Here is a 21,163-nt window from a genome sequence, read left to right as displayed (position 1 = left end):
GTCGAAGCGGTCGAAGCGGTCGAAGCGGTCGAAGCGGTCGAAGCGGTCGAAGCGGCAGAAGCGGCAGAAGTCGTCGCCGTCGACGCACCCGACACGGCGGAAACCGTCGAAGCCGGCACGAATGCTTGCGGCGAACGCGAGACCTGCGCCGTCGCCGGTTTCGACGTCGAGCTGGAATGGCCGCCGCACGCGCCGACCGACGATCTCGTTCCGATCGATGCGCAATTCGGCATCGTCGACCCGGACTGGGCCGGCGCGATCGTCGACTACCGCGAGCTGGTCACGCGTGCCCAGCGCGCGCCTACACCCGATGGACTGCTGATCCGCGGTGTGATGCCGGGCTGGGACGAAGAGGGCGCTCAAGCGGGGCAGGGCCGGGTGTTCGTGAATGCCAGCCCGGAGGCCTACCGACGCTGGTTGTCGGCCGCCGCGGACGACGCCGCGGCCAATCCGGTGGCCGGCGAACGACTGGTGTTCGTGAACGCTTGGAACGACTGGTTGAACGGCGCCTATCTCGAGCCCGACCGCCGCCACGGCTACGCCTATCTGCACGCGACGCGCGCCGCCTTGGCCATGCCCTTGCCGAGCGCGAAGCTGGCCTTGCTCTCGCACGACGCCCATCCGCATGGCGCTCAGTATCTCGCCCTCAACCTGGTGCGCGAACTCAAGCGAATGCATCAGGACGTCGAGGTGTTGATGCAGGGCGAGGGCCTGCTGGAACCCAGTTTCGAGGCGCTTGCGCCCGTGCACCGGCTGTACCAGATGGACGAGGCCGAACTGCTGGCGTTCGCGCAGGGTCTGCGACACAGCGGCGTGGACGCGGTGATCGCCAATACGACCGTCTCCGGTCGCATGATCGCGCCGTTCCGCGAAGCCGGATTGCGCGTGGTTTCCCTGATCCACGAGCTGCCTGGCCTGATCGCGCAGTACTGTCTGGAGCCGGCGCTGCACGAGCTGGTCGAATCCAGCGATCATGTGGTGATTTCCTCGCAGGCGGTGCGCGAGGGCATGGCGACGCTGTTGCCGCCCGATGCCCTGACCGGAAAGATGGTGCTGCGCCCGCAGGGGCTGTTCACCCGCAGCCGCTATCGCGGCCTGCACGATCTCTCCGCACCGCGCGTGGAGCTGCGCCGCAAACTCGGCATCGCCGAGGATGCGCTAGTGGTGTTGTCGGTCGGCTATGCCGACCGACGCAAGGGCCTGGATCTGCTGGCGCAGGCCGCGGCGATCGCGTGCGCGAGCGAACCCGGCCTGCACGTGGTCTGGGTCGGACATCACGAGGCGGAAGTGAAGGAAGAGGTCGACGCCTTCCTGCAACAGGCCGGCATCGCCGACCGGTTCCACTTCGCGGGCCTGGACTTCGATACCGACGACTACTACGCCGGCGCCGACGTGTATGCCCTGGCATCGCGCGAGGATCCGTTCCCGTCGGTGGTGCTGGAAAGTCTGTCGGTGGGCACGCCGGTGGTCGCCTTCGCCGGCACCGGCGGCGGCGCGGACCTGATCGAAGGACGGGCCGGCATCGCGGTGCCCGCCTTCGATCTCGAGGGCTATGCGCAGGCCTTGTTGAGCGTGTGCCGCGATTTGGAGCTGCGTACCGCGTACGCCGAGGCGGGCCGCAAGCTGGTGGACAGCGAGTTCTCGTTCCGCTGCTACGCCCTGGATCTGCTCGAGCTGCTGGGGCGCGACGTGCCGCGAGTCTCTGCGATCGTGCCCAACCACAACTACGCGCATTACCTGCAGCAACGTTTGAGCGGGCTGTCGTCGCAAACCCTGCCGCTGACCGAAATACTGGTGCTGGACGACGCCTCTACCGACGACAGCATCGCCGTGCTGCGCGAGTTGCGCGGCCAATGCCATCCCGAACCGGTGCTGGTGCGCAACGAGCGCAATTCGGGCTCGGTGTTCCGCCAATGGCTGGCGGGCGTGCGCCAGGCGAGCGGAGAGTTCGTCTGGATCGCCGAGGCCGACGACGACGTCAAGCCGGAGATGATCGAGACGCTCGCCAACGCGATGCGCGCCGATGCTAGCGTGGTGATGGCCTATTGCCAGTCGGAACAGATCGACAGCGAGGGCGGCGTGCTCGCCGACGACTACACCGCCTACACCGACGATCTGTCGCCGGAGCGTTGGCGCGCCGCCTATACGGCCACCGGCGCGGAAGAGGCCCTGCACGGCCTGGCGGTGAAGAACACCGTGCCGAACGTCAGCGCGGTGCTGTTCCGGCGCGATGCCCTGCTGCAGGTGCTGGAGGCGCACGAGCAGGAGATCGTATCCTATCGCGTCGCCGGCGATTGGATCGTGTACCTGCGCTTGCTCGCCTTGGGCCGTATCCACTTCGAACCGCGAACGCTCAACAGCCACCGTCGCCACGCGACCAGCGTCACGGCGGCCCTGGACTTGCAAAGGCACTACGACGAAGTCCTGTCCGCGCAAGCGCTGGCGCGCGAGCTGTACCCGCTGGAGCCGGAAACCATCGCCGCCGCCGCCGACTATGCGCAGCGGCTGCGCGCCTACTTCGGCCTGGAGGCGGAGGAATGACATGCGCGTCCTGTTGATCGGCGGCAACGGTTTCATCGGGTCGCATCTGGTCGACGGGTTGCGTTCGGGCGGGCATGCGGTGTCGGTGCTGGACCCGCGCGCCGCCCGCGCCGATCTGGATTGGCAGGGCGTGAACTACCGCCGCGCCGCCTACTCCGATCGTGCCGTCCTGGGTGAGATGCTCGACGGCTGCGACGTCGTGCTGCATCTGGCCAGTACGACGGTACCGTCCACCTCCAACCTCGATCCGGCCCTCGACGTATCGAGCAACCTGATCGACAGCCTGGCCCTGATCGCCTCGATGCGCGAACGCGGTCTGCGCCGCATCGTGTTCTTCTCGTCCGGCGGCACGGTCTACGGCAATCCCGATCACCTGCCGGTGAGCGAGAACCACCCCCTGCGGCCGATCTCTTCTTACGGCGTGGTCAAGGTCGCGATCGAGCAATACCTGCTCATGTATCGCCAGCTCGGCGATCTGGACCCTTTGATCCTGCGTCCGTCCAATCCCTATGGCCCGCGCCAGGTCGCATCCGGGCGGCAGGGCTTCATCGCCACGGCCCTGGCCTGCGCGCGCGAAGGCAGGCCCTTGCAGATTTGGGGCGATGGCGGCGCGGTGCGCGACTACCTCTACATCGACGATCTGGTGGCTCTGGTGACGCGCGCTGTAAACGGTTCCGCCTGCGGCGTATACAACGCAGGCAGCGGTATCGGCCACAGCCTCAACGCGGTGCGCGCGGCGGTGGAACAGGTCACAGGCCGGAAGATGCGGGTCGAGCACCTGCCGGCGCGCGGCTACGACGTCCGCGAGGTCGTGCTCGACATCGCCGCCGCCGGCGCCCGATTCGGCTGGCGGCCGTCGGTGGGGTTGGAGGAGGGCATCGCCCTGACCTGGCGCCGCGATAGCTGAATGCGCATTTAGGTTGCGGCCTCTGCGCCCCGGTCCACCCCGTTTACCGCCGCGGTCGGGAGTCGCGCCTGAGGCGATTGTCCCCAAAAACGACTCAATATCGGTGATAAAATTCGAAATGGACTCAAGGAAACACAGCGCATGAAGCAGCACTCAAACAGCGTCCTCGAATGCGCATGGAGCGTTCGGGCACCCCTGACGGACGGCTCCGGCATTTGGCACGAGGTCGATTGGACCGTGCGTCGGTAGGCGCGGTTAGGCAAGGCCGCTTACGGCCGCCTTCCCGCACACCCCGCCCTCGCGCCCCTGCCGAGGTTTCGGGTTTCCCGCTCTGGACTTGATGCTGACCACATGAACCCTTCCGCCCAGCTCTCCTTCTTCACGATCTGCTCCAAGAATTTCCTCGCCTACGCGCACACGCTGTTCGACTCCGTGCGCGAGCACCACCCGGGCGCGACCTTCTATGTGGCCCTGTGCGATCGCTTGGATGGCATGCTCGACCCCTCCAAGGAACCGTTCGAGATCATCGAGCTGGACGCGTTGGACATTCCCGGACTGCCCGGGATGATCGAGCGTTACAACATCACCGAGCTGAATACGTCGATCAAGCCGTACGTGTTCGACTACCTGTTCAACAAGCGCAACGAACAGCAGGTCGTCTACCTGGATCCGGACATCCTGGTGGTGAGCCCGCTCAAGGAAGTTCAGGACAGTCTGGCCGCCGGCGCCGATGCCGTGATGACGCCGCATGTCCTCGATCCGGCCGAAGGCGGCGTAGAGATCGATGACATCAAGATGCTGCAACTAGGCATCTACAACCTCGGCTTCCTTGCGCTCAATCGCAGCCCGCGCGTGATCGATATCGTGCGCTGGTGGTCGCGCCGGCTCGAGCATCAGTGCGTGATCGACATCCCGAACGGCCTGTTCGTCGACCAGAAGTGGGCCGATCTGCTGCCTTCGTTCCTGCCGTCCACGCGGATCCTGCATCATCCTGGCTACAACGTCGCCTACTGGAACCTTCAGCAGCGAAAGGTCGAGAAATCGTCGCGCGGCTGGGTCGCCAACGGTCAGCCGCTGCGCTTCGTGCACTTCAGCGGCAACAATCTCAACGACGAGACGGTGTTCTCCCGTCACAGCTGGCAGCTCAACGCCGCAAACGTCGGCGAGATCAGCGATCTGCTCAAACAGTACCGCGCGCTGGTGTTCGGAAACGGTTATCAGCATTACTCGAAGCTGCCGTACGCGTTCAGCTGGGGCGGCGCCAAGGGCATCAACCTGCACACGCCCGAACAAGTCGCGGTGGCAGCCGAAGCATCCGCGCAAGCGGAGGAGCCGGCCGTGCAGGCTGCGCCAGTAGTGCAGGCAGTGCCGGCAATGCAGATCGCGGCGGTCGCCCAGGACGCCGGCGTGCTGGAGCGCACGTCCAACCTGATGACCACCCTGCGTCGCGCGCGCGACCACTCCGGCGGTTGGTGGGCGATGGCAGCCAAGGGCGCGTCGGTCTATCGCCGCGGCGGTCTGCGTCTGGTGCGCGACACGGTCCGCCAGCTCAACGTCATCTACCCGATCCTGCACCGCAACGGCATCAGCCGCCCGGTGCAAGTGGCGTCCTATCTGGCTCCGGAGCAAGAGGCGGTCAGTCAGGCCGGCGGCGATCGTGGCAAGCTGCTCTTCATCGACTGGTCGACGCCGCGTCCGGATTGCGACGCGGGCTCGATCACCGCGTTCTACCTGATGAAGATCCTGGTCGATATCGGCTATGAAGTGATCTTCATCCCCAGCGACTTGATGCACCTGGGCCACTACACCCAGGCCCTGCAGAGCGTGGGCGTGACTTGTCTGAATCAGGACGATGTCGGCTCCATCGAGTCGCACCTGGCCAGCGTCGGGCATCAGTACGACTACGCCTTCCTGTGTCGCGCGCCGGTGGCCGAGCTGTACATCGATCAGATCCGCCGTTACGCCAGCCGCGCCAAGATCATCCTCAACACCTCCGATCTGCACTACCTGCGCGACATCCGTCAGGCCGAGATCGAGGGTTCCGAAGAGAAGATGCAGGCCGCGCTGCGCTGGAAGGAACAGGAGCTGGACGTCATCCGTCGCTGCGATCACAGCATCGTGATGAGCGACCACGAGTTGGACATCCTGACCAAGGAGTTGCCGAACTCGAACATCCATCTGGTGCCGCTGATGTTCGTCGACATTCCCGGGCGCAACGGCGACTACGCTTCGCGCAAGGATCTCCTGTTCATCGGCGGCTTCCCGCACCCGCCGAACGTGGATGCGGTGGTGTATTTCTGCGAGCAGATCTGGCCGTCGGTGCGTGCGCGCATTCCGGACGCCAAGGTCCATCTGATCGGCAACTCGCCTTCCGATGAAGTCCATGCGCTGGGCGCGATCGAAGGCGTCAACGTCGTCGGCTACGTCGAGAACCTCAAGCCCTGGTTCGACGGCATCCGCATGAGCATCGCGCCGCTGCGCTACGGCGCCGGCATCAAGGGCAAGCTGGGCACCAGCCTGAGTTTCGGCGTGCCGTCGGTGGCGACATCGATGGCCGTGGAAGGGATGCGGGTGAGCGACGACGAGCACGTGCTGGTGGCGGACGAGCCCGAGGATTTCGCCGACCAGGTCGTGCGCCTGTATAGCGACGAATCGCTCTGGGACCGCCTGAGCCAGGCCGGCCTGGATTTCGTCGCCGATACCTATTCGCTGGACGCCGGGCTGCGCCGCATCGATGCCTTCATGTCGATGGTCGCGGGCGAGGTGCCCGCGTTCGAGGCTACGGTCGTCTCGACCGCCGAGCAGTACCGCTCCTACCACGCCAAGACGCTACCGCAATACCCCAAGCGCAAGGCCTATGAGGAGTCGCTGATTCCCGCGGGTGTGGAGTCGTTCCTGGTCGGCGGCCATTGCGCCGTATGCGACCGGCCGTCGGCATTCAACGTCAGCTTCGCATACAGCTCCGGGTCGCGTTCCGACGTGAATTGGCGCGAGCATCTGGATTGCGCGAAGTGCGGATTCATCAATCGTGTCCGCGCCGCGATCCATGCGTTCCAGTCCGAGCTGAAGCCGACGGCCGACTCTCGCATCTACATCACCGAGCAGACCACGCCGCTTTATCGCTGGGTCCGCGAGCACTATCCGAATACGCAGGGCAGCGAGTACCTCGCCGACAAGGTGGCACCGGGCGGAGAGTTGGCCGGTCTGCGCAACGAGAACCTCATGGCCCTGACCTTCCCGGACCAGAGCTTCGATTACGTACTGTCGTTCGACGTGCTGGAACACGTGCCGGAACCCGAAAAGGCGTTCGCCGAATGTTTCCGCGTGCTGCGTCCCGGCGGCGCGATGCTATGGTCTGCGCCGTTCGCCTTCGAAGACCAGAGTCGCCTGGCCGAGAAGAACGTGATTCGCGCCTACATCGACGAAGCCGGCGAGCTCGTGCACCTGTTGGAGCCCGAGTATCACGGCAATCCGGTCGATCCGGAGGGCGGTGCGCTGTGCTTCCAGTATTTCAGTCAACAGACCCTGCAGCAGATGCGCGACGCCGGCTTCTCCGATGCGCGCCTGTTGTTCTATTGGTCGCCGAAGTTCGCCTATCTGGGCGGCGAGCAGATACTGTGCATCGCGATCAAGGGCCGTCGTTGAGCCGCTGCCGCAGGGCTTCGGCCGCGCAAACGCGGCGATCACATGCGGATGCGACGATGTCCGGCGGCCTCGTATTTCAAGGAGTAAGGTCTCAATGAAGAAGGCGATTCTGGTCGTAGCGTTAACGGCGGCCGCCCTGGGCGCGATTTGGTGGCTGACCGAGCCCAAGAAACCGGCCGAGAATGCAGCCGCGCTGCCGGACGTGCCGGTCAATCCGCAGGCTTCGTCCAGCCCGGCGGCGCCGCAGTCCGCCGGCGCGGGCACGTCCTTGCTTTGGCGCAACCAGTCCAGTGGCGAAAATCTGGCTTGGCGCTTCGGCGACAAGGGCGCCATGACCCCGGTCGGGTTGTGGGCAGTGGATTCGGATTGGGCCGTGTTGGCCTACGTGACGGGCGGCTGGTCGGGCAGCGATCTGGCAGCCTGGCGCAATCCGGCCAACGGCGAAGTCCGCTTGTGGAAGGTCGCCGCGGGCGCCGCCGAGCCCAGCACCGAAGTCCTGCCGCAGGCCGGCGCCGATTGGCGTCTGGCGGCCTTCGTCGACGCCAACGCCGACGGATATGCCGACGCGGTGTGGACCAGCCGCGAAGGCGGTGTGGCGGTGTGGCTGCTGCGCGACGGTAAGGTGTTGGAACAGGCCATGATCGGCGACACCGGCGGCGCCTGGTCGCTGGCCCAGGTCGGCGATTTCGACGGCGACGGCCGTGGCGATCTGTTCTGGCGCAAGAACGATCATGCATCCGCCAGCATCTGGTCGCTCGATGGCGCCAAGCTCAAGTCCTCGCGTGGTCTCGCCGATCCGGGCTCGGCCTGGACCCTGCTCGCCGCCGGGAAGTTCGACGGCGAGACGGGAGACGATCTGCTTTGGAAGGACCAGGCCGGCTCTCTGTTGGCCTGGAGCGGCGGCGATGTGGCCAAGCCGGTTACGCTCGCGCGCCAGGCGGTTGCGGATTGGCACTTCGTCGCAGCGCTGGATGTCGACGGCAACGGTCGTACCGATCTGCTGTGGCGGAACCCGTCCACCACCCAAACCGGCGCCTGGCTGCTCGGCGCCTCCGGCGAAATCACCGATCTGTCGTTGTCGCCGGTGGGCGCGGAGTGGTCGCCCATTTCGTCGGCGCTGGTCGCTCAGACCGGCGCCTGACGGCACGGAAACATTACAGCTTGGGACGACGAGCCCAAGCCAACTTGCGTGACTAGGATTGCACCATGAAAGAATGCAGCAAATCGATTGCGCGTCGACTGTCGGATCCGAACTTCAGCAACCGCTACTTCGTGGGCAGCGGCATCGATATCGGCGGCAAACCCGATCCGCTCGCGTTGTACGTGGGCATGTTCTCGCGCATGGTCGGCGTCAAGACCTGGGACTGGGAAGACGGCGACGCGCAATACCTGCAGAGCGCGGCCGACGGCAGCTTCGATTTCGTGCACAGCAGCCACTGCCTGGAGCACCTGGTCGATCCCCGCGAAGGCCTGAAGAACTGGTTCCGCGTGCTCAAGCCGGGCGGCTATCTGGTGCTCACGGTTCCGGACGAGGATCTGTACGAGCAGGGCGTGTTCCCCAGCACCTTCAATCGCGACCACAAGTGGACCTTCACCGTCTACAAGCCGGAGTCGTGGAGCGACCGCTCCATCAACCTGCTGGACCTAGCGCGCGACCTGGGCGCCGACGCCGAAGTGGTGCGCATCGAGCAGCTGTCGTCTACCTATCGCTTCGACCTGCCGCGCTTCGATCAGACCCTGACCCCGGTGGGCGAATGCGGGATCGAGATGGTGGTGCGCAAGCGCCCGACGGCGGAAGTCGAGGCACGCGGCCGCTGGCAGCGTCCGGCGGCGCTGGACGATCGCGAACTGCGCATCCACTTCAATCAATATCGACAGGACATGCAGTCGATGAAGAACTCCAACCAGGACGCCGTTCCCTTCCAGAACGATTCGCCGCTGTGAACCGCAACGCGATCATCCGTGCCCGCGCTCCTCTGCGGCTCGGCTTGGCCGGCGGCGGCACCGACGTGTCGCCGTACTGCGACACCTACGGCGGCTACGTGCTCAACGCGACCATCGATCGTTACGCCTATGCGGTGATCAAGGCGACCGAAGGCGACAGCGTGCGCTTCGTCGCCAGCGACCAGGAGCAAACGGCCGAGCTGCCGCTGCAGGCCAGCTATCCGATCGAAGGCAACCTGCAGCTGCACAAGGCGGTCTACAACGAGATCGTCGCCAACTACAACGGCGGCGTGCCGTTGGCGGTGGAGCTGACCACGTTCTGCGACTCGCCGATCGGCTCGGGCCTGGGCTCGTCGTCGACGGTGGTGGTGGTGATGATCCGCGCATTCGCCGAGCTGTTGGGCCTGGCGCTGGACGACTACGCCATCGCTCACATGGCCTACAAGATCGAACGCGTCGACTGCGGCCTCAAGGGCGGCAAGCAGGACCAGTATTCGGCCACGTTCGGTGGCTTCAATTTCATGGAGTTCTACGACAACGACCGCGTGATCGTGAACCCGCTGCGGATCAAGAACTGGGTCCTATGCGAATTGGAGGCGTCGCTGTTGCTGTACTACTCCGGTGTCTCGCGCGAGTCGGCCAAGATCATCGCCGACCAGAGCGACAACGTTCGCCACAAGGATTCCAGCACCATCGAGGCCATGCATCGCCTGAAGGACGAGGCGCAGAGCATGAAGGTCGCCCTGTTGAAGGGCAGCTTCGGCGACATGGTCAGTTCGATGCGCCTGGGCTGGGAGAGCAAGAAGAGCACCGCCAGTTCGGTGTCCACGCCTAAGATCGAGGCCATCTACGAGGCGGCCATCGGCGCCGGCGCGCTGGCCGGCAAGGTGTCCGGTGCGGGCGGCGGCGGCTTCATGATGTTTTTCGTCAAGCCGGATCGACGCATGGAAGTGATCCGCGCGCTGAAGGCCTTCGACGGCCAAGTCAGCAATTGCCATTTTACCAAGAACGGTACGCAAGCCTGGAGGATCGAGTGAAACAGCAGATCATCGACAAGCTCGAGCGAGCGGTGCAGGTCATGCGCGCGCTCGCCGACGACCAGACCACGCAGCAACAGCTGGAAGCCTGCGCGGCCAAGTGCATCGAGACGCTGAACTCGGGCGGCAAGCTTCTGCTGGCCGGCAATGGCGGCAGCGCCGCTGATGCCCAGCATATCGCGGCCGAGTTCGTCAGCCGTTTCGCCTTCGACCGCCCCGGTCTGCCGGCGATCGCGCTGACCACCGACACCTCGATCCTGACCGCGATCGGCAACGACTACGGCTACGACAAGCTGTTCTCGCGCCAGATCCAGGCCCTGGGCCGCAGCGGCGACGTGTTCATCGCATACTCCACGTCGGGCCGTTCGCCGAACGTTCTGGCCGGACTGCGCGAAGCGCGCGAGCGCGGCCTGTTCTGCATCGGCTTGACCGGTAGCGGTGGCGGCGACATGCCCGAGCTATGCGACATCCTGCTGCGCACGCCCTCCACCGACACCGCCGAGATCCAGCAGGGTCACGCGGTACTGGGCCACATCATCACCGGCCTGGTGGAAAGCGCGATCTTCGGTAAGCCCGCGTGAAGCAAGCGATCGTCCTGGCGGGCGGTTTCGGCACACGCCTGCGCAGCGTGGTCAGCGACGTTCCCAAGCCGATGGCGCGCATCGCCGGCCGGCCGTTCCTGGAACTGCTGCTAGGCCATCTCGTGGACAACGGCTTCCAGCGTATCGTGCTGTCGGTGGGCTATCTGTCCGAGACGATCGTCGCCCATTTCGGCGACGCGTTCCGCGGCGTTCCGCTGGCCTACGCGGTCGAGAGCGAGCCGCTGGGCACCGGCGGCGCGATCCGCGCCGCGATGACCCACTGCGACGACGGTCATGTCTACGTGCTCAACGGCGACACTTATCTAGCCGTGGAGACCGCCGAAACCGACGCGCTGTGGGTGCGTCGCGGCCTGCCCATCATCGTCGCCCGCGAGGTCGAGGACACCGCGCGCTACGGCAAGCTGGAGGTCGACGAGGACGGTCGCATCACCGGTTTCCTCGAGAAAGACGCCAGCGGCGGCCCCGGCCTGATCAACGCCGGCTGCTACGTGCTGCCCACGGACATCGTGCGCGAATTCCCGGCCGGTGAGCGGTTCTCGTTCGAGACCGAGTACCTGCGCGACGCGGTCAGCCGTCGCGAGTTCCTTGCCTTGCCGACGAGCACGGATTTCATCGACATCGGTACACCCGAGGACTACGCGCGGGCGCAGACCTTGCTGTCGGCGATCCGCTGATCGTGGCCGAGCTCGTGCGAGCGCTGTTCCTCGATCGCGATGGCGTGATCAACCGCGACGAGGGCTACACCCATCGCTGGGAGGATTTCGTCTTCATCGACGGCATCTTCGACCTGTGCCGCGCGGCGCGCGCCAAGGGCTATCGCCTGTTCGTGGTCACCAACCAGGCCGGCATCGGCCGCGGTCTGTACAGCGAACAAGACTTCTATGCACTGACCGAGCGCATGTGCGAGGCCTTCGCCGCCGAAGACGCGCCGATCGACAAGGTCTACTTCGACCCCACCCATCCCGTGCACGGCATCGGCGAGTACCGCCGCGAATCGCCGATGCGCAAGCCCAATCCGGGCATGCTGCTGGCCGCGGCCGAGGAGTTCGATGTATCCCTGACGGACAGCGTACTGGTGGGCGACAAAGGCTCGGACATCCTCGCCGGGCAGCGTGCCGGTGTGGGGACGACCTTGCTGTACCTGCCTGCGGGCAAGGGGGGCGACGGCGAGAGCGGCAACGGTGTGGCCGCTCCGAGCGCCGTCATAGCGCGGTTGGAGCAAGCGCTGGCCTGGCTCTAGTCCGTCCGGTCGGCCGGCGCATCGAGCCGGGATGCGAGTCGGCGAGCCGCCGGTCTGCCCGAACTCCGGCTACATCAGGAGCCATATGCTGTCGGACTCATCCACCAACTGGATGTCGAAGCCGTTGCCGGTATTGCGCCATAGCAGCACGTAGTGAGACTTACGATCCGGTTCGACGGTCTGCAAGGACACGACATCGCCCAGACCGTCGCCGTCGTAGTCGCCGACGCCGAGAAAATAGGAGTCATATCCGATCCAGCGGGGCTCTTGGTGGATTACGTTCGATCCATTCATCCACCAGAACCCCATCATGCCCACGGTCTTACTGCCGTTCCACACGATGTCGGTGCGGCCGTCGCCGTTCAAATCGACGTTGCCCGAGATATGCCAGTACGATTCAAAGGGGATGCTCCCGGGCATGTCGAAATCGCCGCTACCCGTGTTGCGCAAGAGATACACCCGCCACGATGTGGTGCAGAGCAGGTCATCGTCGCCGTCACCGTCGAAGTCGCCCGCTCCTTTCATCCTGCAATCGTCATTCACGCCGAACACCGACGACCCGATCACGCTCGCACCGTTCATCAGCCAATAGGCGGCTTGGTTATTGTCTCGGTTCTCCCAGACGATGTCGTCGCGTCCGTCGCCGTTGATGTCGGCGACCGCGGCAGGCGGCGCCACGACCCATGCTTTCGGAACGCTGCCCAGGAAGTAGGCATCGAACGTTGAGTCTCCACGGCTACGCCACATGAAAACGCGCTTCTCGGGCGAGGCTGGGATGTAGTCGTGGGTAACGAAGAGTATGTCCGCGCGCCCGTCGCCGTCGTAGTCGCCGGTCGCCACATCGCGGAAGTTCGTGTCGATCTCGTAGCTATGCTTCGACAGAATCGTTGCGCCGTCCATTCGCCAATAGGCGAAACGATACACGGCTATCCCTGGGTGGAAGTCGCGCTCGTAGGTGTGCCAGATGAGATCGGACCGCCCGTCCCCATCGATGTCGTTACGCACGGATCGAGCGGACGCCACTAGCGGTTGGGCCTTAGCGAACAAGCGCGAGGCTTCGCGGTTCCGTAGGGGCGCCGGGTCGATCGTGGCGGGGGCGCTGGATCGGACTGTGGGATTCCAGGGGCCTGAGGCCTTGCGAGGGGGCGCGGCGGACAGATCGCCGATCGCCAGCATCGCAAACAAAGCGGCGGCGACTATGCAGGAGCAACGATTCATCGCGTTGTATCCGTAGTGGGGCCTAAGGCGTGAAGGTATCAAGAGCCGTACATCCGGCCCGCTCTCAGATTACTAGCTTCATCCGTCGCGATTCCAATGCAGGTGCGTGGCGATGCGCCGAACCGGTGGCGCCAGGGTCCGGTCGGCCAGTCAGTCGCGTGGAGCCGCCGTGTCGTCCGACGCCCAGCCGGTGCTCCTCGAGCCCGGTCCCGGTCGCAAGGGCGTGACGCCCTTAGTGCATGCTGGTCCAGAGCACGGCAGCTCGCCCGATCGGTCAAGGCTGCAAGTACAGGTGCAGTGCCGGCGCTGGTTGATCAGGCCAAGAAAATGGCCGCCCTATGTCGCACCCGCCGTCGCCACGGGTGTGCCTAAGGAATGTGTAGAGCGTGCCTGCCTGCGTCCAGGCGAGATCTTGCACTCCATCTCCATCGAACTACCGATGGAGACATCCCCTAGGAGCCGTTGAACGATCCGCTGCGCTATCCCTGGTGCAAGGGCAACAGGCGCCACCACCATGCGTAGGCACCGATCAGGTACTCGTCGAAGTCGCCATCGCCGCGGCTGCGCCATAGGAGCGCATAGCTGCCATCTGTGAAAGCGATATCGCCCAGGCCATCGCCGTCGAAGTCGCCGGCCTGAATGCCGTTGGCGCCGGCCCATCGGGTATCCGCGCGCAAGACCGAATCTCCGTCCAGCCACCAGAAGGCGACCATGCCCGAATTGTCGTGTTTCCAGACGATATCCGCGCGACCATCGCCATTGAGGTCGGGATTGCCTTCGATCTTCCAGGTGGGGTCGTAGACCGAGACTAGCGATACATCGAAGCCGCCATCCCCACGGTTGCGCCACAGAAATAGATAGCCCAGTCCGGTATGGCTGCACAACAGATCGTCCAGGCCGTCGCCGTCGAAATCGCCGGCCCCGTTGATCTCGTACTCGGCGCTCAGATCGAAGGTCGTCGATCCGAGTACCGTGGAGCCGTTCATGAATACATACGTGCCTTTGCCGGTGGTCTTGTTGTGCAAGACCAAATCGTCTCGACCGTCTGCATTCAGATCCGCATTGCCACGCAGTCTGGCGTACCTGCCAGGAAGCGATGCAGGCGTCAGGAACGTAGCGTCGAAGCCGCCGTCGCTACGGCCCTGCCAGAACGATAGCGGAATGATGCCGCCGGGATGGCCGAACAAGAGATCGGCGCGACCATCGCCATCGAAATCTCCCGGATTGGCATAGGCTTGAGCCTGACCAGCGTTGTGAAATTGGAATACGTTGGCCGACAAGACCGACGTCCCGTTCATGTTCCACGTAGCGATCGTGGCTGAGGTGGGCGGGTTGGTGCGGTAGTAGAACGAATGCCACAGAAGATCGGAACGTCCGTCGCCATTGAAGTCGCTGCGTACGGCTTTCTGCACGTCGGCGAAAGGCTGAGGGGCTGTGGCGGAGTAGTCGATTGAGCGTCTGGGCGGCACTGGAGCGGTGATGGTCTCCTGCTGCGCGGGTTGCGGAAGGCGCCACGGCGCGTAGCCGCGTTCGGGTACGCGCGCGGAACCGTCGGCGCATGCGCCGACCAGGATCATCGCGATCGCGGCTCGGAGGATAGGCTGTCTCATCTTCAACGTCCCTGATGGGGTGATCCGAAAGAGTGGCGGCCGCGAAGGCTTAGCGAAACCGATCAAAGTGCGCTCCGCCAGTACTGATTGATCTGAGCTATCAGGTAGGCGTCGAACTCACCATCGCCACGACTACGCCACATGAACGAGTAGTAGGGACTGACCTGTTGCGTCCAGACGACGTCCCCGATTCCATCGCCGTCGAAGTCCCCAGTCGCGACCCTCGGGCGAGGCCCTGCCCATTTCGAGTCGGAGCGGATGATCGAAGCGCCGTCCAACCACCAGAAGCCGAGCATGTTCAGCGCCTGATTGCTCCAGACAATATCGGATCGTCCGTCGCCGTTGAGGTCTGGGTTTCCGACGATTTCCCATGATGGATCGTAGACAGCGATCAGCGATACGTCGAACCCTCCATCGCCGCGGTTATGCCAGAAGTAGAGGTGGCCGAGGGCAGTCAGGCTGCACAACAGGTCGCCCAGTCCGTCCCCGTCGAAATCGCCGGCGCCGTTGATCGCATAGCCGGGGCCTAGATCGAATATCACGGAGCCCAGCACCGTTCGCCCGTCCATGAGCAAGTAGGCACCGAGATTGTTGTTCGCTTTGCGAAGGAGAATATCGTCGCGGCCGTCCGAATTAAGGTCGACGTTGTTTGGCAGATAGGTCAGTGCCCACCCAATGTATTGATCGCCTCCACTGGCCTGTGCAGTGTCGAAGCCGCCGTCGCCGCGGCTGAACCAGAACCGATTGATCGGGTGGTAGACGGGCGGTCCGTACAAAAGATCGGTGCGGCCATCCCCATTGAAATCACCCGAGGTTGGCGCAGCTCGCAGATCCGACTGGAAAATGTGGTTGTGCGTAGAAGCTCGCGATGGACCCTCCATGCGCCAGTAGGACAGGTTCCAGTACGTAGGGATGGTGTGATCAGAAAAGTAGGTGTACCAAATGAGGTCGGAGCGCCCGTCGCCATCGACGTCGTTATGCACGGACGTCATTGAAGCGATGTAGTTGCTGGGCCGTGCGGAGGAAACTCTCAAACCCGATGGGCGGGCCAGAGAGTCGCTCGACGGTTCAGCCACTCGAGGCAGCGGCAAGCGCCAAGGCAGATAGCCCGACTGAGGTTCGTTGGCGAACGCGCCACCGATGGCGAGTTGCAGAATCGAGGCTGTCGCGACAGCAAAGATGGCGAATCGCATGCGAGATCCCTCCCGACTGAGCCATCGGCATCCACACGACGGGTGCCCGACTGTTAGTGCGGTCGTGCTGCGGTGCAGTAACCACTGAGTCGCAGCCGCCGGACCGGACTTCGATATTACGGATGCGCCGATCCTAGGCCCTCGGCCACGTAATGTCGAACGCGATCCCCCCGATTGGTCGGACACTGCGCGCGGTTTTCCCTGAACGGGCGCGCTGCTGGTGTGTACGAACTCTGGCCTCTATATGGGCTTGCGAGAACGACAAGCAATTAGCCGATGGCACCGGCTGGCCAACGGCATCGCCGTGGAATTCCCGCAGGCAAGCCAGGTTGATCCAGCTTCATTCGTTCCACGGTGCGCCCACGAGGCGAATGGGTGGGAGTCGCCCGCATCGGCCCATGCCACCGGTCCGCGTTCGTTCGACGGTTTCGTGGCCCTTCAGCGGTTGGGGATAGCGATCCGGTAAAGGTAGCCATGCGGAGCGGTCGTACGCAGCGATGCAGGACGCATCGAAACGGCCATCGCCGCGGCTGCACCATAGGAACAGTAGTGCGTTGGTAGCGCGATCTCTCGTGGTCCATATGATGTCGGCCTTGCCGTCGCCGTCGAAATCGCCGGTTGCCGCAATCTCGTAGTTGTCGAGATCGACCGGGAGACTCCCGCTGCCTTGCACGCTGATGCCGTTCACCTGGCAATACGCCATCAGGCCGTCCCGGTTCGTCCAGATCAGGTCGGTTCGTCCATCGCCGTTGAGGATCACGGCCACCCCGCAACCGCTTCGGAACAGAAGCCTGCCGTCGTCAGCATGGCAAGAAGGTATGGAATGGCGCGGCGCACGGGGAGTTCCGTCGATGAGGTTTCCGCCCGATCGGATGGATGCAGCCGTGGGTGTAGATGCCAAGCGCGAGGTCGAGGCATAGCCGTCTGGGAGCCGCGTTATGCCAGCGAGCGTCGCTGTGCATCTTCACGTTAGGTACGGCAGCGGCCTAATCATCGATTCTGCAGGGTCATCCAGGTGGTGTGGTCGTAATAGGCCACGAACTGCGAATCGAAGGTCCCATCGCCGCGGCCGCGCCACAAATACAAGGATGCGGTGGCTTCCCGCGCCTTCGTAGTCCACATGACGTCGCCCTTACCGTCGCCGTCGAAATCGCCGGTCGCCGCTATCGCATAGTTGTCGCGATCGATCGGTATGCTACCGCGTTGCTGTACGGCGGCGCCGTTCATCAGCCAGTACGAGAACGATCTGCCGCTGTAGCTGGTGAAGATCAGGTCAGACCTGCCGTCCCCATTGAGATCGGTAGCGCTATCGAACTGGAAGGCGATGCTGAGGTCCCCCACCAGCAGTTGATCGAAGTGTCCGTCCGGTCGGCCGCGCCACATATACAGGGGGCCTCTGGTGCTGCGGCCCAGCCACAGCAGGTCGCCGCGGCCGTCGCCGTCGAAGTCGCCGGTGCCCAGAAAGTCGTAGTTGTTGGTGTCGACGGTGTACAGCCTGCTGTCCAGTACGGATGCCCCGTTCATTAGCCAGTACGCGATTAGGCCGCGGGCGCGATCGACCCACACGATATCGCTCTTGCCGTCGCCATTGATGTCCTCGATCGCGTTAGGGGCCCAGCCGGCACCGATGGCGGCGATATAGGTTTGCTCGAAGCCGCCGGTCTCGTTCTGCCGTGCCAGGGTAAGTTGGCGGTTGTCCTCGCTGAGATTGAACCAAAGCTGGTCGACCCGCCGGTCGCCGTCGAAATCGCCGTTTCCGGCAGGGCCGCTTCCCGGCTTGACCAGCGTCGGCCCGGTCGTTTGCAGTACCGTCGCTCCGTTCATACGCCAATGCGCGACCTCACTGTCGGCGCCGCGGACACGAAACCAGGTGATATCGGAACGGCCATCCGCATTCGCATCGTCCTTGGCCGGGCGCGTGGCGGCCGCGAACGGCGTAGCGGCTTGTGCGGCCGACATTTCCAGGGCGTCGGACGGGCCGAAAGCCACCGCTTTGACCATGCCGCCTCGCGCCGAGTTGGGCGCGCGTGCCGTCGCTGTAGCCTGCATCCGGCCTGTGGCCGCGATCGCGTTCGGAATATTCTTTGCTGCGATACCGCCGCTATTCGATTCCGCCCCGACTTCACCCTGTTCGAGCGGGCATCCGGTCAATAGCGCGGCGGCGATGGCGGCTGATATGAAGTTTCGCATGGCGCGATTCCTGATGGTCGGTGTAGTGCGATGGGTGACGGACGAGGGCAGGGGGCGCAATCGACGGGGCGGCAGGGAGCCGTATTGGGCCGACTCTATGCGACTCCCAGCTTGTTCGACTTGAGCGAAACGCCTCGGCTCGTGGGGCACGTGGGCCGTGAAGTCGGGCCTTGAGGCGCGTTATGGATTCGGCATCGGCTGCCAGCTGCTGTGGTCGTAGTAGGCTACGAACCGCGGGTCGAAGGTCCCGTTGCCGAGACCGCGCCATAGGTACAAGGATTCGGACTGACTGAACGACCGACCGGTCCATAGGACGTCGCCCTTTCCGTCGCCGTCGTAGTCGCCCAGGCCGGCGATTTCGTGCTTTTCGATATCGATGTTCATGCTGCCCTGCTGCTGCACGGCGGCGCCGTTCATCATCCAATATGAGAACAATTTCAAGACGAAGCTGGTGAAGACCAGGTCGGATTTTCCATCCCCGTTCAGATCGGTGGCGCCCAGGAATTGGAAGTGGGCGCTGACGTCGCCCACATGCAACTGATCGAAATTTCCGTCGGGTCGGCCGCGCCACATGTACAGGGTGCGGGTGCTCTTGCTCGCCCACAGCAGGTCGCCACGGCCGTCGCCGTCGAAATCACCATTGCCGAAGAAGTTGTAGTTGGTGGTGTCGAAGGAATAGAGTCGGCTGGAAAGTACCGTGGGCCCGCTCATGAGCCAGTAGGCCATCAGCCCGCGCGCCCTATCCACCCACACGATGTCGCTCTTGCCGTCGCCGTTGAGGTCCACTGCCGCGCTGGGGGCCCAGCCGGCACCGATGATGGCGATGTAACTTTGCTCGAAGCCGCCGGACTCGTTTTGCCGCGCCAGAGTCAGTTGGCGGCTGGCGTCGCTGGTATTGAACCAGAGCTGGTCGACCCGTCGATCGCCGTCGAAATCACCGTTGAGGACAGGCGCGCTTCCTTGCCAAACCTGCGTCGGGCCGGTCGATTGCAGCACGCTGGTGCCGTTCATTCGCCAATGCGCGACGTCCTGAAAGCCGCCGGGGCGGGTGCGAATCCAGGTGATATCGGAGCGGCCGTCCGCGTTCGCATCGCCCTGGGCCGGACGCGTGGCGGCCGCGAGCGGCGTAGCGGCCCATGCAGCCGGCATCGCCAGCGCGTCTGACGGGCCGAGATCCACGGCCTTCACCACGCCGCCCTGCGCGGTGCCTGGCATTGGTGTCATCGCGGTAACCGGCGTTCGGTTCATGGCGGTGTCCGCGTTCGGAGCAGTATCGGCTGCGATGCCGCTGTTCGATTTATCTCCGACTTCACCCTGTTCGAGCGGACAACCTGTCAACAAAGCGGTGGCGATAGCGGCTGAGATCAGATTGCGCATGCTGGGTTTCCCAAGGATCGGTGTGATGCGGTTGGCGATGGATGAGGTCCGCGGTCCGTCGAGACGATCACGAATCCGCATACGGGGGCATGAGCGTCCAGGTGCCGCCGTCGTAGGTCGCTATGAAGATCGATTCGAAGGTTCCGTCGCCGCGACCGCGCCACAGGTAGCTCGGGTTGCCGTTCTCGTCGCCGCGCCCGACCCAGACCAGGTCGCCTTTGCCGTCGCCGTCGAAGTCGCCCCAGGCGCCGATCTGATAGTTCTGGGTGTCGGTATTGATGACGCCGGTGCGTTGGGCGGCGGTACCGTTCATCCACCAGTACGCCATCAGGTTCAGTTCCCGGTTGGCCCAGACCAAGTCGGAACGCGCGTCGCCGTTGAGGTCGGCGACCGCATCGAGCACCCAGTCCGCGCCCACCGTGCTGACGTACTGCTGATCGAAGTTCCCGTCGCTGCGGCTGCGCCACAGGTACAGGACGTGGCTTCGATAGCCGCGCCACAGCAGGTCTTCGCGGCCGTCGCCATCGAAGTCGCCGACGCCGGTCAGCCCGTAATTGACGGCGTCCAGCGTATATGCGCCCGTGCGCAGGATGCTGGTGCCATTCATGAGCCAATAGGCCATCAGATTCTTCGAGTAATTGATCCAGACGATGTCGCTCCTGCCGTCGCCGTTGAGGTCGGCGGAGCGGTCGAACAGCCAGTCCTCCCCGACCTGGGCGATGAATCGTTCCTCGTACCAGCCGGCTTCGTTGAGCCTGCCCAGGGTCAGAGTCCCGTTATTGCTCAGCCATATCTGGTCGACCCGCCTGTCGCCGTCGAAATCGCCGGTGCTGATCGCGACAGCGCTGTTACCAAGCGCGGACGGGCCCAGCGTGCGCACGAACCGGGCCCCATCCATGAGCCAGTGAGCGCTGTTCAGGGCTCCGTTGACCTCGCCGATCCAGACCAAGTCCGAGCGACCGTCGGCGTTGGCGTCGTTGTAGGCGCCGCGCGGGCTCGCCAAGGGCGCTGCCTGCGCGGTCGTTTGCGCCTTGGCCGGATCACGGCCTGTGTAGATAGGCGCTCCGGCCGCGTTGGCGGCTAGCTCGGACGGATACACGATGGTCGCGTCGACCCGCACCGCGCTCGTGGCCAGGCTCATAGTTCGCGCTTTCGATGCGGCTTCGTTCTCAGGCGTCTGGAGCGGACAGCCCGTCGCCAGAAATGCGGCGATGGAGATTAGAGCGAGGTTGCGCATAGGTGATCCCGGTGAGTCGGCTGCGAGGGGTCTGGTGGGGGCTAGTGCTCGTGTGCCGTGGGTAGGGAGCGATCAGTCGCGTATGACGGGTGGGAGCGGTTGCTAGTGCAGGGCGTTGTGCGCCGTAACGTGGCACGTATCGAAACTCCCGTCGCCACGACTGCGCCAGACATGGAGTAGAACCAAGGCCCCCTGCGGGTGGATCGGCCGGACGATGTCTGCCTTGCCGTCGCCATCGTCCTGCGTGACCGCAGTCGAGGTGTGCTCGTTCGACGCCGCACCGATGTCGACCGATTCGCGTGAGTATCCGGCCAGCAGGAATGAAGTCGTGATAATCAGTAGGAGACCGCGCATGGCTTTGCCCCTTGGTGATCGTCGCTGCGGGTGTATACGACGAAGGTTGCATAGATCGTGCGAAGAAG

Annotated in this window: 17 protein-coding genes; 9 read left to right on the top strand and 8 right to left on the bottom strand. The window is 64.3% G+C overall.

The features are described 5' to 3' along the window. The 9 genes from BMZ45_RS21065 to BMZ45_RS04195 all read left to right on the top strand — a co-directional run. Positions 1-2,541 (top strand): glycosyltransferase (locus tag BMZ45_RS21065; protein WP_175488911.1); only part of this gene is annotated, 2,541 nt, incomplete at its 5' end. Position 2,542: 1 nt separating this feature from the next. Beyond that, on the top strand, positions 2,543-3,448 hold the full coding sequence (locus BMZ45_RS04230; protein ID WP_091632790.1) for an NAD-dependent epimerase/dehydratase family protein: 906 nt from the start codon (positions 2,543-2,545) through the stop codon (positions 3,446-3,448). 351 nt (positions 3,449-3,799) lie between these two features. Continuing rightward, positions 3,800-7,093 carry a glycosyltransferase gene (locus BMZ45_RS04225; protein WP_091632787.1) on the top strand — a complete coding sequence of 1,098 codons (3,294 nt, stop codon included), beginning with the start codon at positions 3,800-3,802 and terminating at the stop codon, positions 7,091-7,093. A gap of 94 nt (positions 7,094-7,187) precedes the next feature. Further along, positions 7,188-8,234: an FG-GAP-like repeat-containing protein gene (locus BMZ45_RS04220; protein WP_175488910.1), complete on the top strand. Its 1,047-nt coding sequence runs from the start codon at positions 7,188-7,190 to the stop codon at positions 8,232-8,234. Positions 8,235-8,299: 65 nt separating this feature from the next. Beyond that, on the top strand, positions 8,300-9,037 hold the full coding sequence (locus BMZ45_RS21945; RefSeq protein ID WP_091632782.1) for a methyltransferase domain-containing protein: 738 nt from the start codon (positions 8,300-8,302) through the stop codon (positions 9,035-9,037). Then, the gene (locus BMZ45_RS04210; RefSeq protein ID WP_175488909.1) at positions 9,034-10,074 is read left to right on the top strand and encodes a GHMP family kinase ATP-binding protein; all 1,041 of its coding nucleotides are present in this window, start codon (positions 9,034-9,036) and stop codon (positions 10,072-10,074) included. Before BMZ45_RS21945 ends, BMZ45_RS04210 begins: the two co-directional genes overlap by 4 nt. Beyond that, the gene (locus BMZ45_RS04205) at positions 10,071-10,655 is read left to right on the top strand and encodes a D-sedoheptulose 7-phosphate isomerase (protein WP_305791363.1); all 585 of its coding nucleotides are present in this window, start codon (positions 10,071-10,073) and stop codon (positions 10,653-10,655) included. Before BMZ45_RS04210 ends, BMZ45_RS04205 begins: the two co-directional genes overlap by 4 nt. Continuing rightward, entirely contained in the window at positions 10,652-11,350 is a 699-nt protein-coding gene (locus tag BMZ45_RS04200) for a nucleotidyltransferase family protein (protein WP_091632780.1), read from the top strand. Before BMZ45_RS04205 ends, BMZ45_RS04200 begins: the two co-directional genes overlap by 4 nt. Positions 11,351-11,352: 2 nt before the next feature. Next, entirely contained in the window at positions 11,353-11,916 is a 564-nt protein-coding gene (locus tag BMZ45_RS04195) for a D-glycero-alpha-D-manno-heptose-1,7-bisphosphate 7-phosphatase (RefSeq protein WP_305791362.1), read from the top strand. A gap of 69 nt (positions 11,917-11,985) precedes the next feature. On the opposite strand, the gene BMZ45_RS04190 is transcribed toward BMZ45_RS04195, so the two are convergent. The 8 genes from BMZ45_RS04190 to BMZ45_RS04160 form a co-directional block, all read right to left on the bottom strand. Beyond that, on the bottom strand, positions 11,986-13,134 hold the full coding sequence (locus BMZ45_RS04190) for an FG-GAP repeat domain-containing protein (protein ID WP_091632778.1): 1,149 nt from the start codon (positions 13,132-13,134) through the stop codon (positions 11,986-11,988). A gap of 479 nt (positions 13,135-13,613) precedes the next feature. Continuing rightward, on the bottom strand, positions 13,614-14,744 hold the full coding sequence (locus BMZ45_RS04185) for an FG-GAP repeat domain-containing protein (protein ID WP_091632776.1): 1,131 nt from the start codon (positions 14,742-14,744) through the stop codon (positions 13,614-13,616). Between the two features lie 62 nt (positions 14,745-14,806). After that, positions 14,807-15,937 (bottom strand): FG-GAP repeat domain-containing protein, encoded by a 1,131-nt coding sequence (locus tag BMZ45_RS04180; protein WP_091632773.1) that lies wholly within the window; start codon positions 15,935-15,937, stop codon positions 14,807-14,809. A gap of 340 nt (positions 15,938-16,277) precedes the next feature. Beyond that, positions 16,278-16,703, bottom strand: a complete 426-nt coding sequence (locus tag BMZ45_RS21060; protein WP_175488907.1) for an FG-GAP repeat domain-containing protein — start codon at positions 16,701-16,703, stop codon at positions 16,278-16,280. 224 nt (positions 16,704-16,927) lie between these two features. Beyond that, the gene (locus BMZ45_RS04175) at positions 16,928-18,127 is read right to left on the bottom strand and encodes an FG-GAP repeat domain-containing protein (RefSeq protein WP_091632770.1); all 1,200 of its coding nucleotides are present in this window, start codon (positions 18,125-18,127) and stop codon (positions 16,928-16,930) included. Positions 18,128-18,307: 180 nt separating this feature from the next. Continuing rightward, positions 18,308-19,504 carry an FG-GAP repeat domain-containing protein gene (locus tag BMZ45_RS04170; RefSeq protein WP_175488906.1) on the bottom strand — a complete coding sequence of 399 codons (1,197 nt, stop codon included), beginning with the start codon at positions 19,502-19,504 and terminating at the stop codon, positions 18,308-18,310. 67 nt (positions 19,505-19,571) lie between these two features. Next, the gene (locus BMZ45_RS04165) at positions 19,572-20,741 is read right to left on the bottom strand and encodes an FG-GAP repeat domain-containing protein (RefSeq protein WP_091632765.1); all 1,170 of its coding nucleotides are present in this window, start codon (positions 20,739-20,741) and stop codon (positions 19,572-19,574) included. Positions 20,742-20,843: 102 nt separating this feature from the next. After that, positions 20,844-21,095: a hypothetical protein gene (locus BMZ45_RS04160; RefSeq protein WP_091632762.1), complete on the bottom strand. Its 252-nt coding sequence runs from the start codon at positions 21,093-21,095 to the stop codon at positions 20,844-20,846. Positions 21,096-21,163: the final 68 nt, after the last annotated feature.

This window comes from Lysobacter sp. cf310, from assembly GCF_900114355.1.
Taxonomy (GTDB): Bacteria; Pseudomonadota; Gammaproteobacteria; order Xanthomonadales; family Xanthomonadaceae; genus Lysobacter.
Note: the sequence above shows the minus strand (reverse complement) of the source record. Positions and strands in the feature narration are given on the sequence as shown.

What these genes read in the sequence shown, in the direction of transcription:
- BMZ45_RS04160 (WP_091632762.1), bottom strand. Translation starts at nt 21,095, where the DNA reads ATGCGCGGTCTCCTACTGATTATCACGACTTCATTCCTGCTGGCCGGA.
- BMZ45_RS04175 (WP_091632770.1), bottom strand. Translation starts at nt 18,127, where the DNA reads ATGCGAAACTTCATATCAGCCGCCATCGCCGCCGCGCTATTGACCGGA.
- BMZ45_RS04230 (WP_091632790.1), top strand. Translation starts at nt 2,543, where the DNA reads ATGCGCGTCCTGTTGATCGGCGGCAACGGTTTCATCGGGTCGCATCTG.
- BMZ45_RS21945 (WP_091632782.1), top strand. Translation starts at nt 8,300, where the DNA reads ATGAAAGAATGCAGCAAATCGATTGCGCGTCGACTGTCGGATCCGAAC.
- BMZ45_RS04190 (WP_091632778.1), bottom strand. Translation starts at nt 13,134, where the DNA reads ATGAATCGTTGCTCCTGCATAGTCGCCGCCGCTTTGTTTGCGATGCTG.
- BMZ45_RS04220 (WP_175488910.1), top strand. Translation starts at nt 7,188, where the DNA reads ATGAAGAAGGCGATTCTGGTCGTAGCGTTAACGGCGGCCGCCCTGGGC.
- BMZ45_RS04165 (WP_091632765.1), bottom strand. Translation starts at nt 20,741, where the DNA reads ATGCGCAACCTCGCTCTAATCTCCATCGCCGCATTTCTGGCGACGGGC.
- BMZ45_RS04225 (WP_091632787.1), top strand. Translation starts at nt 3,800, where the DNA reads ATGAACCCTTCCGCCCAGCTCTCCTTCTTCACGATCTGCTCCAAGAAT.
- BMZ45_RS04170 (WP_175488906.1), bottom strand. Translation starts at nt 19,504, where the DNA reads ATGCGCAATCTGATCTCAGCCGCTATCGCCACCGCTTTGTTGACAGGT.
- BMZ45_RS04180 (WP_091632773.1), bottom strand. Translation starts at nt 15,937, where the DNA reads ATGCGATTCGCCATCTTTGCTGTCGCGACAGCCTCGATTCTGCAACTC.
- BMZ45_RS04185 (WP_091632776.1), bottom strand. Translation starts at nt 14,744, where the DNA reads ATGAGACAGCCTATCCTCCGAGCCGCGATCGCGATGATCCTGGTCGGC.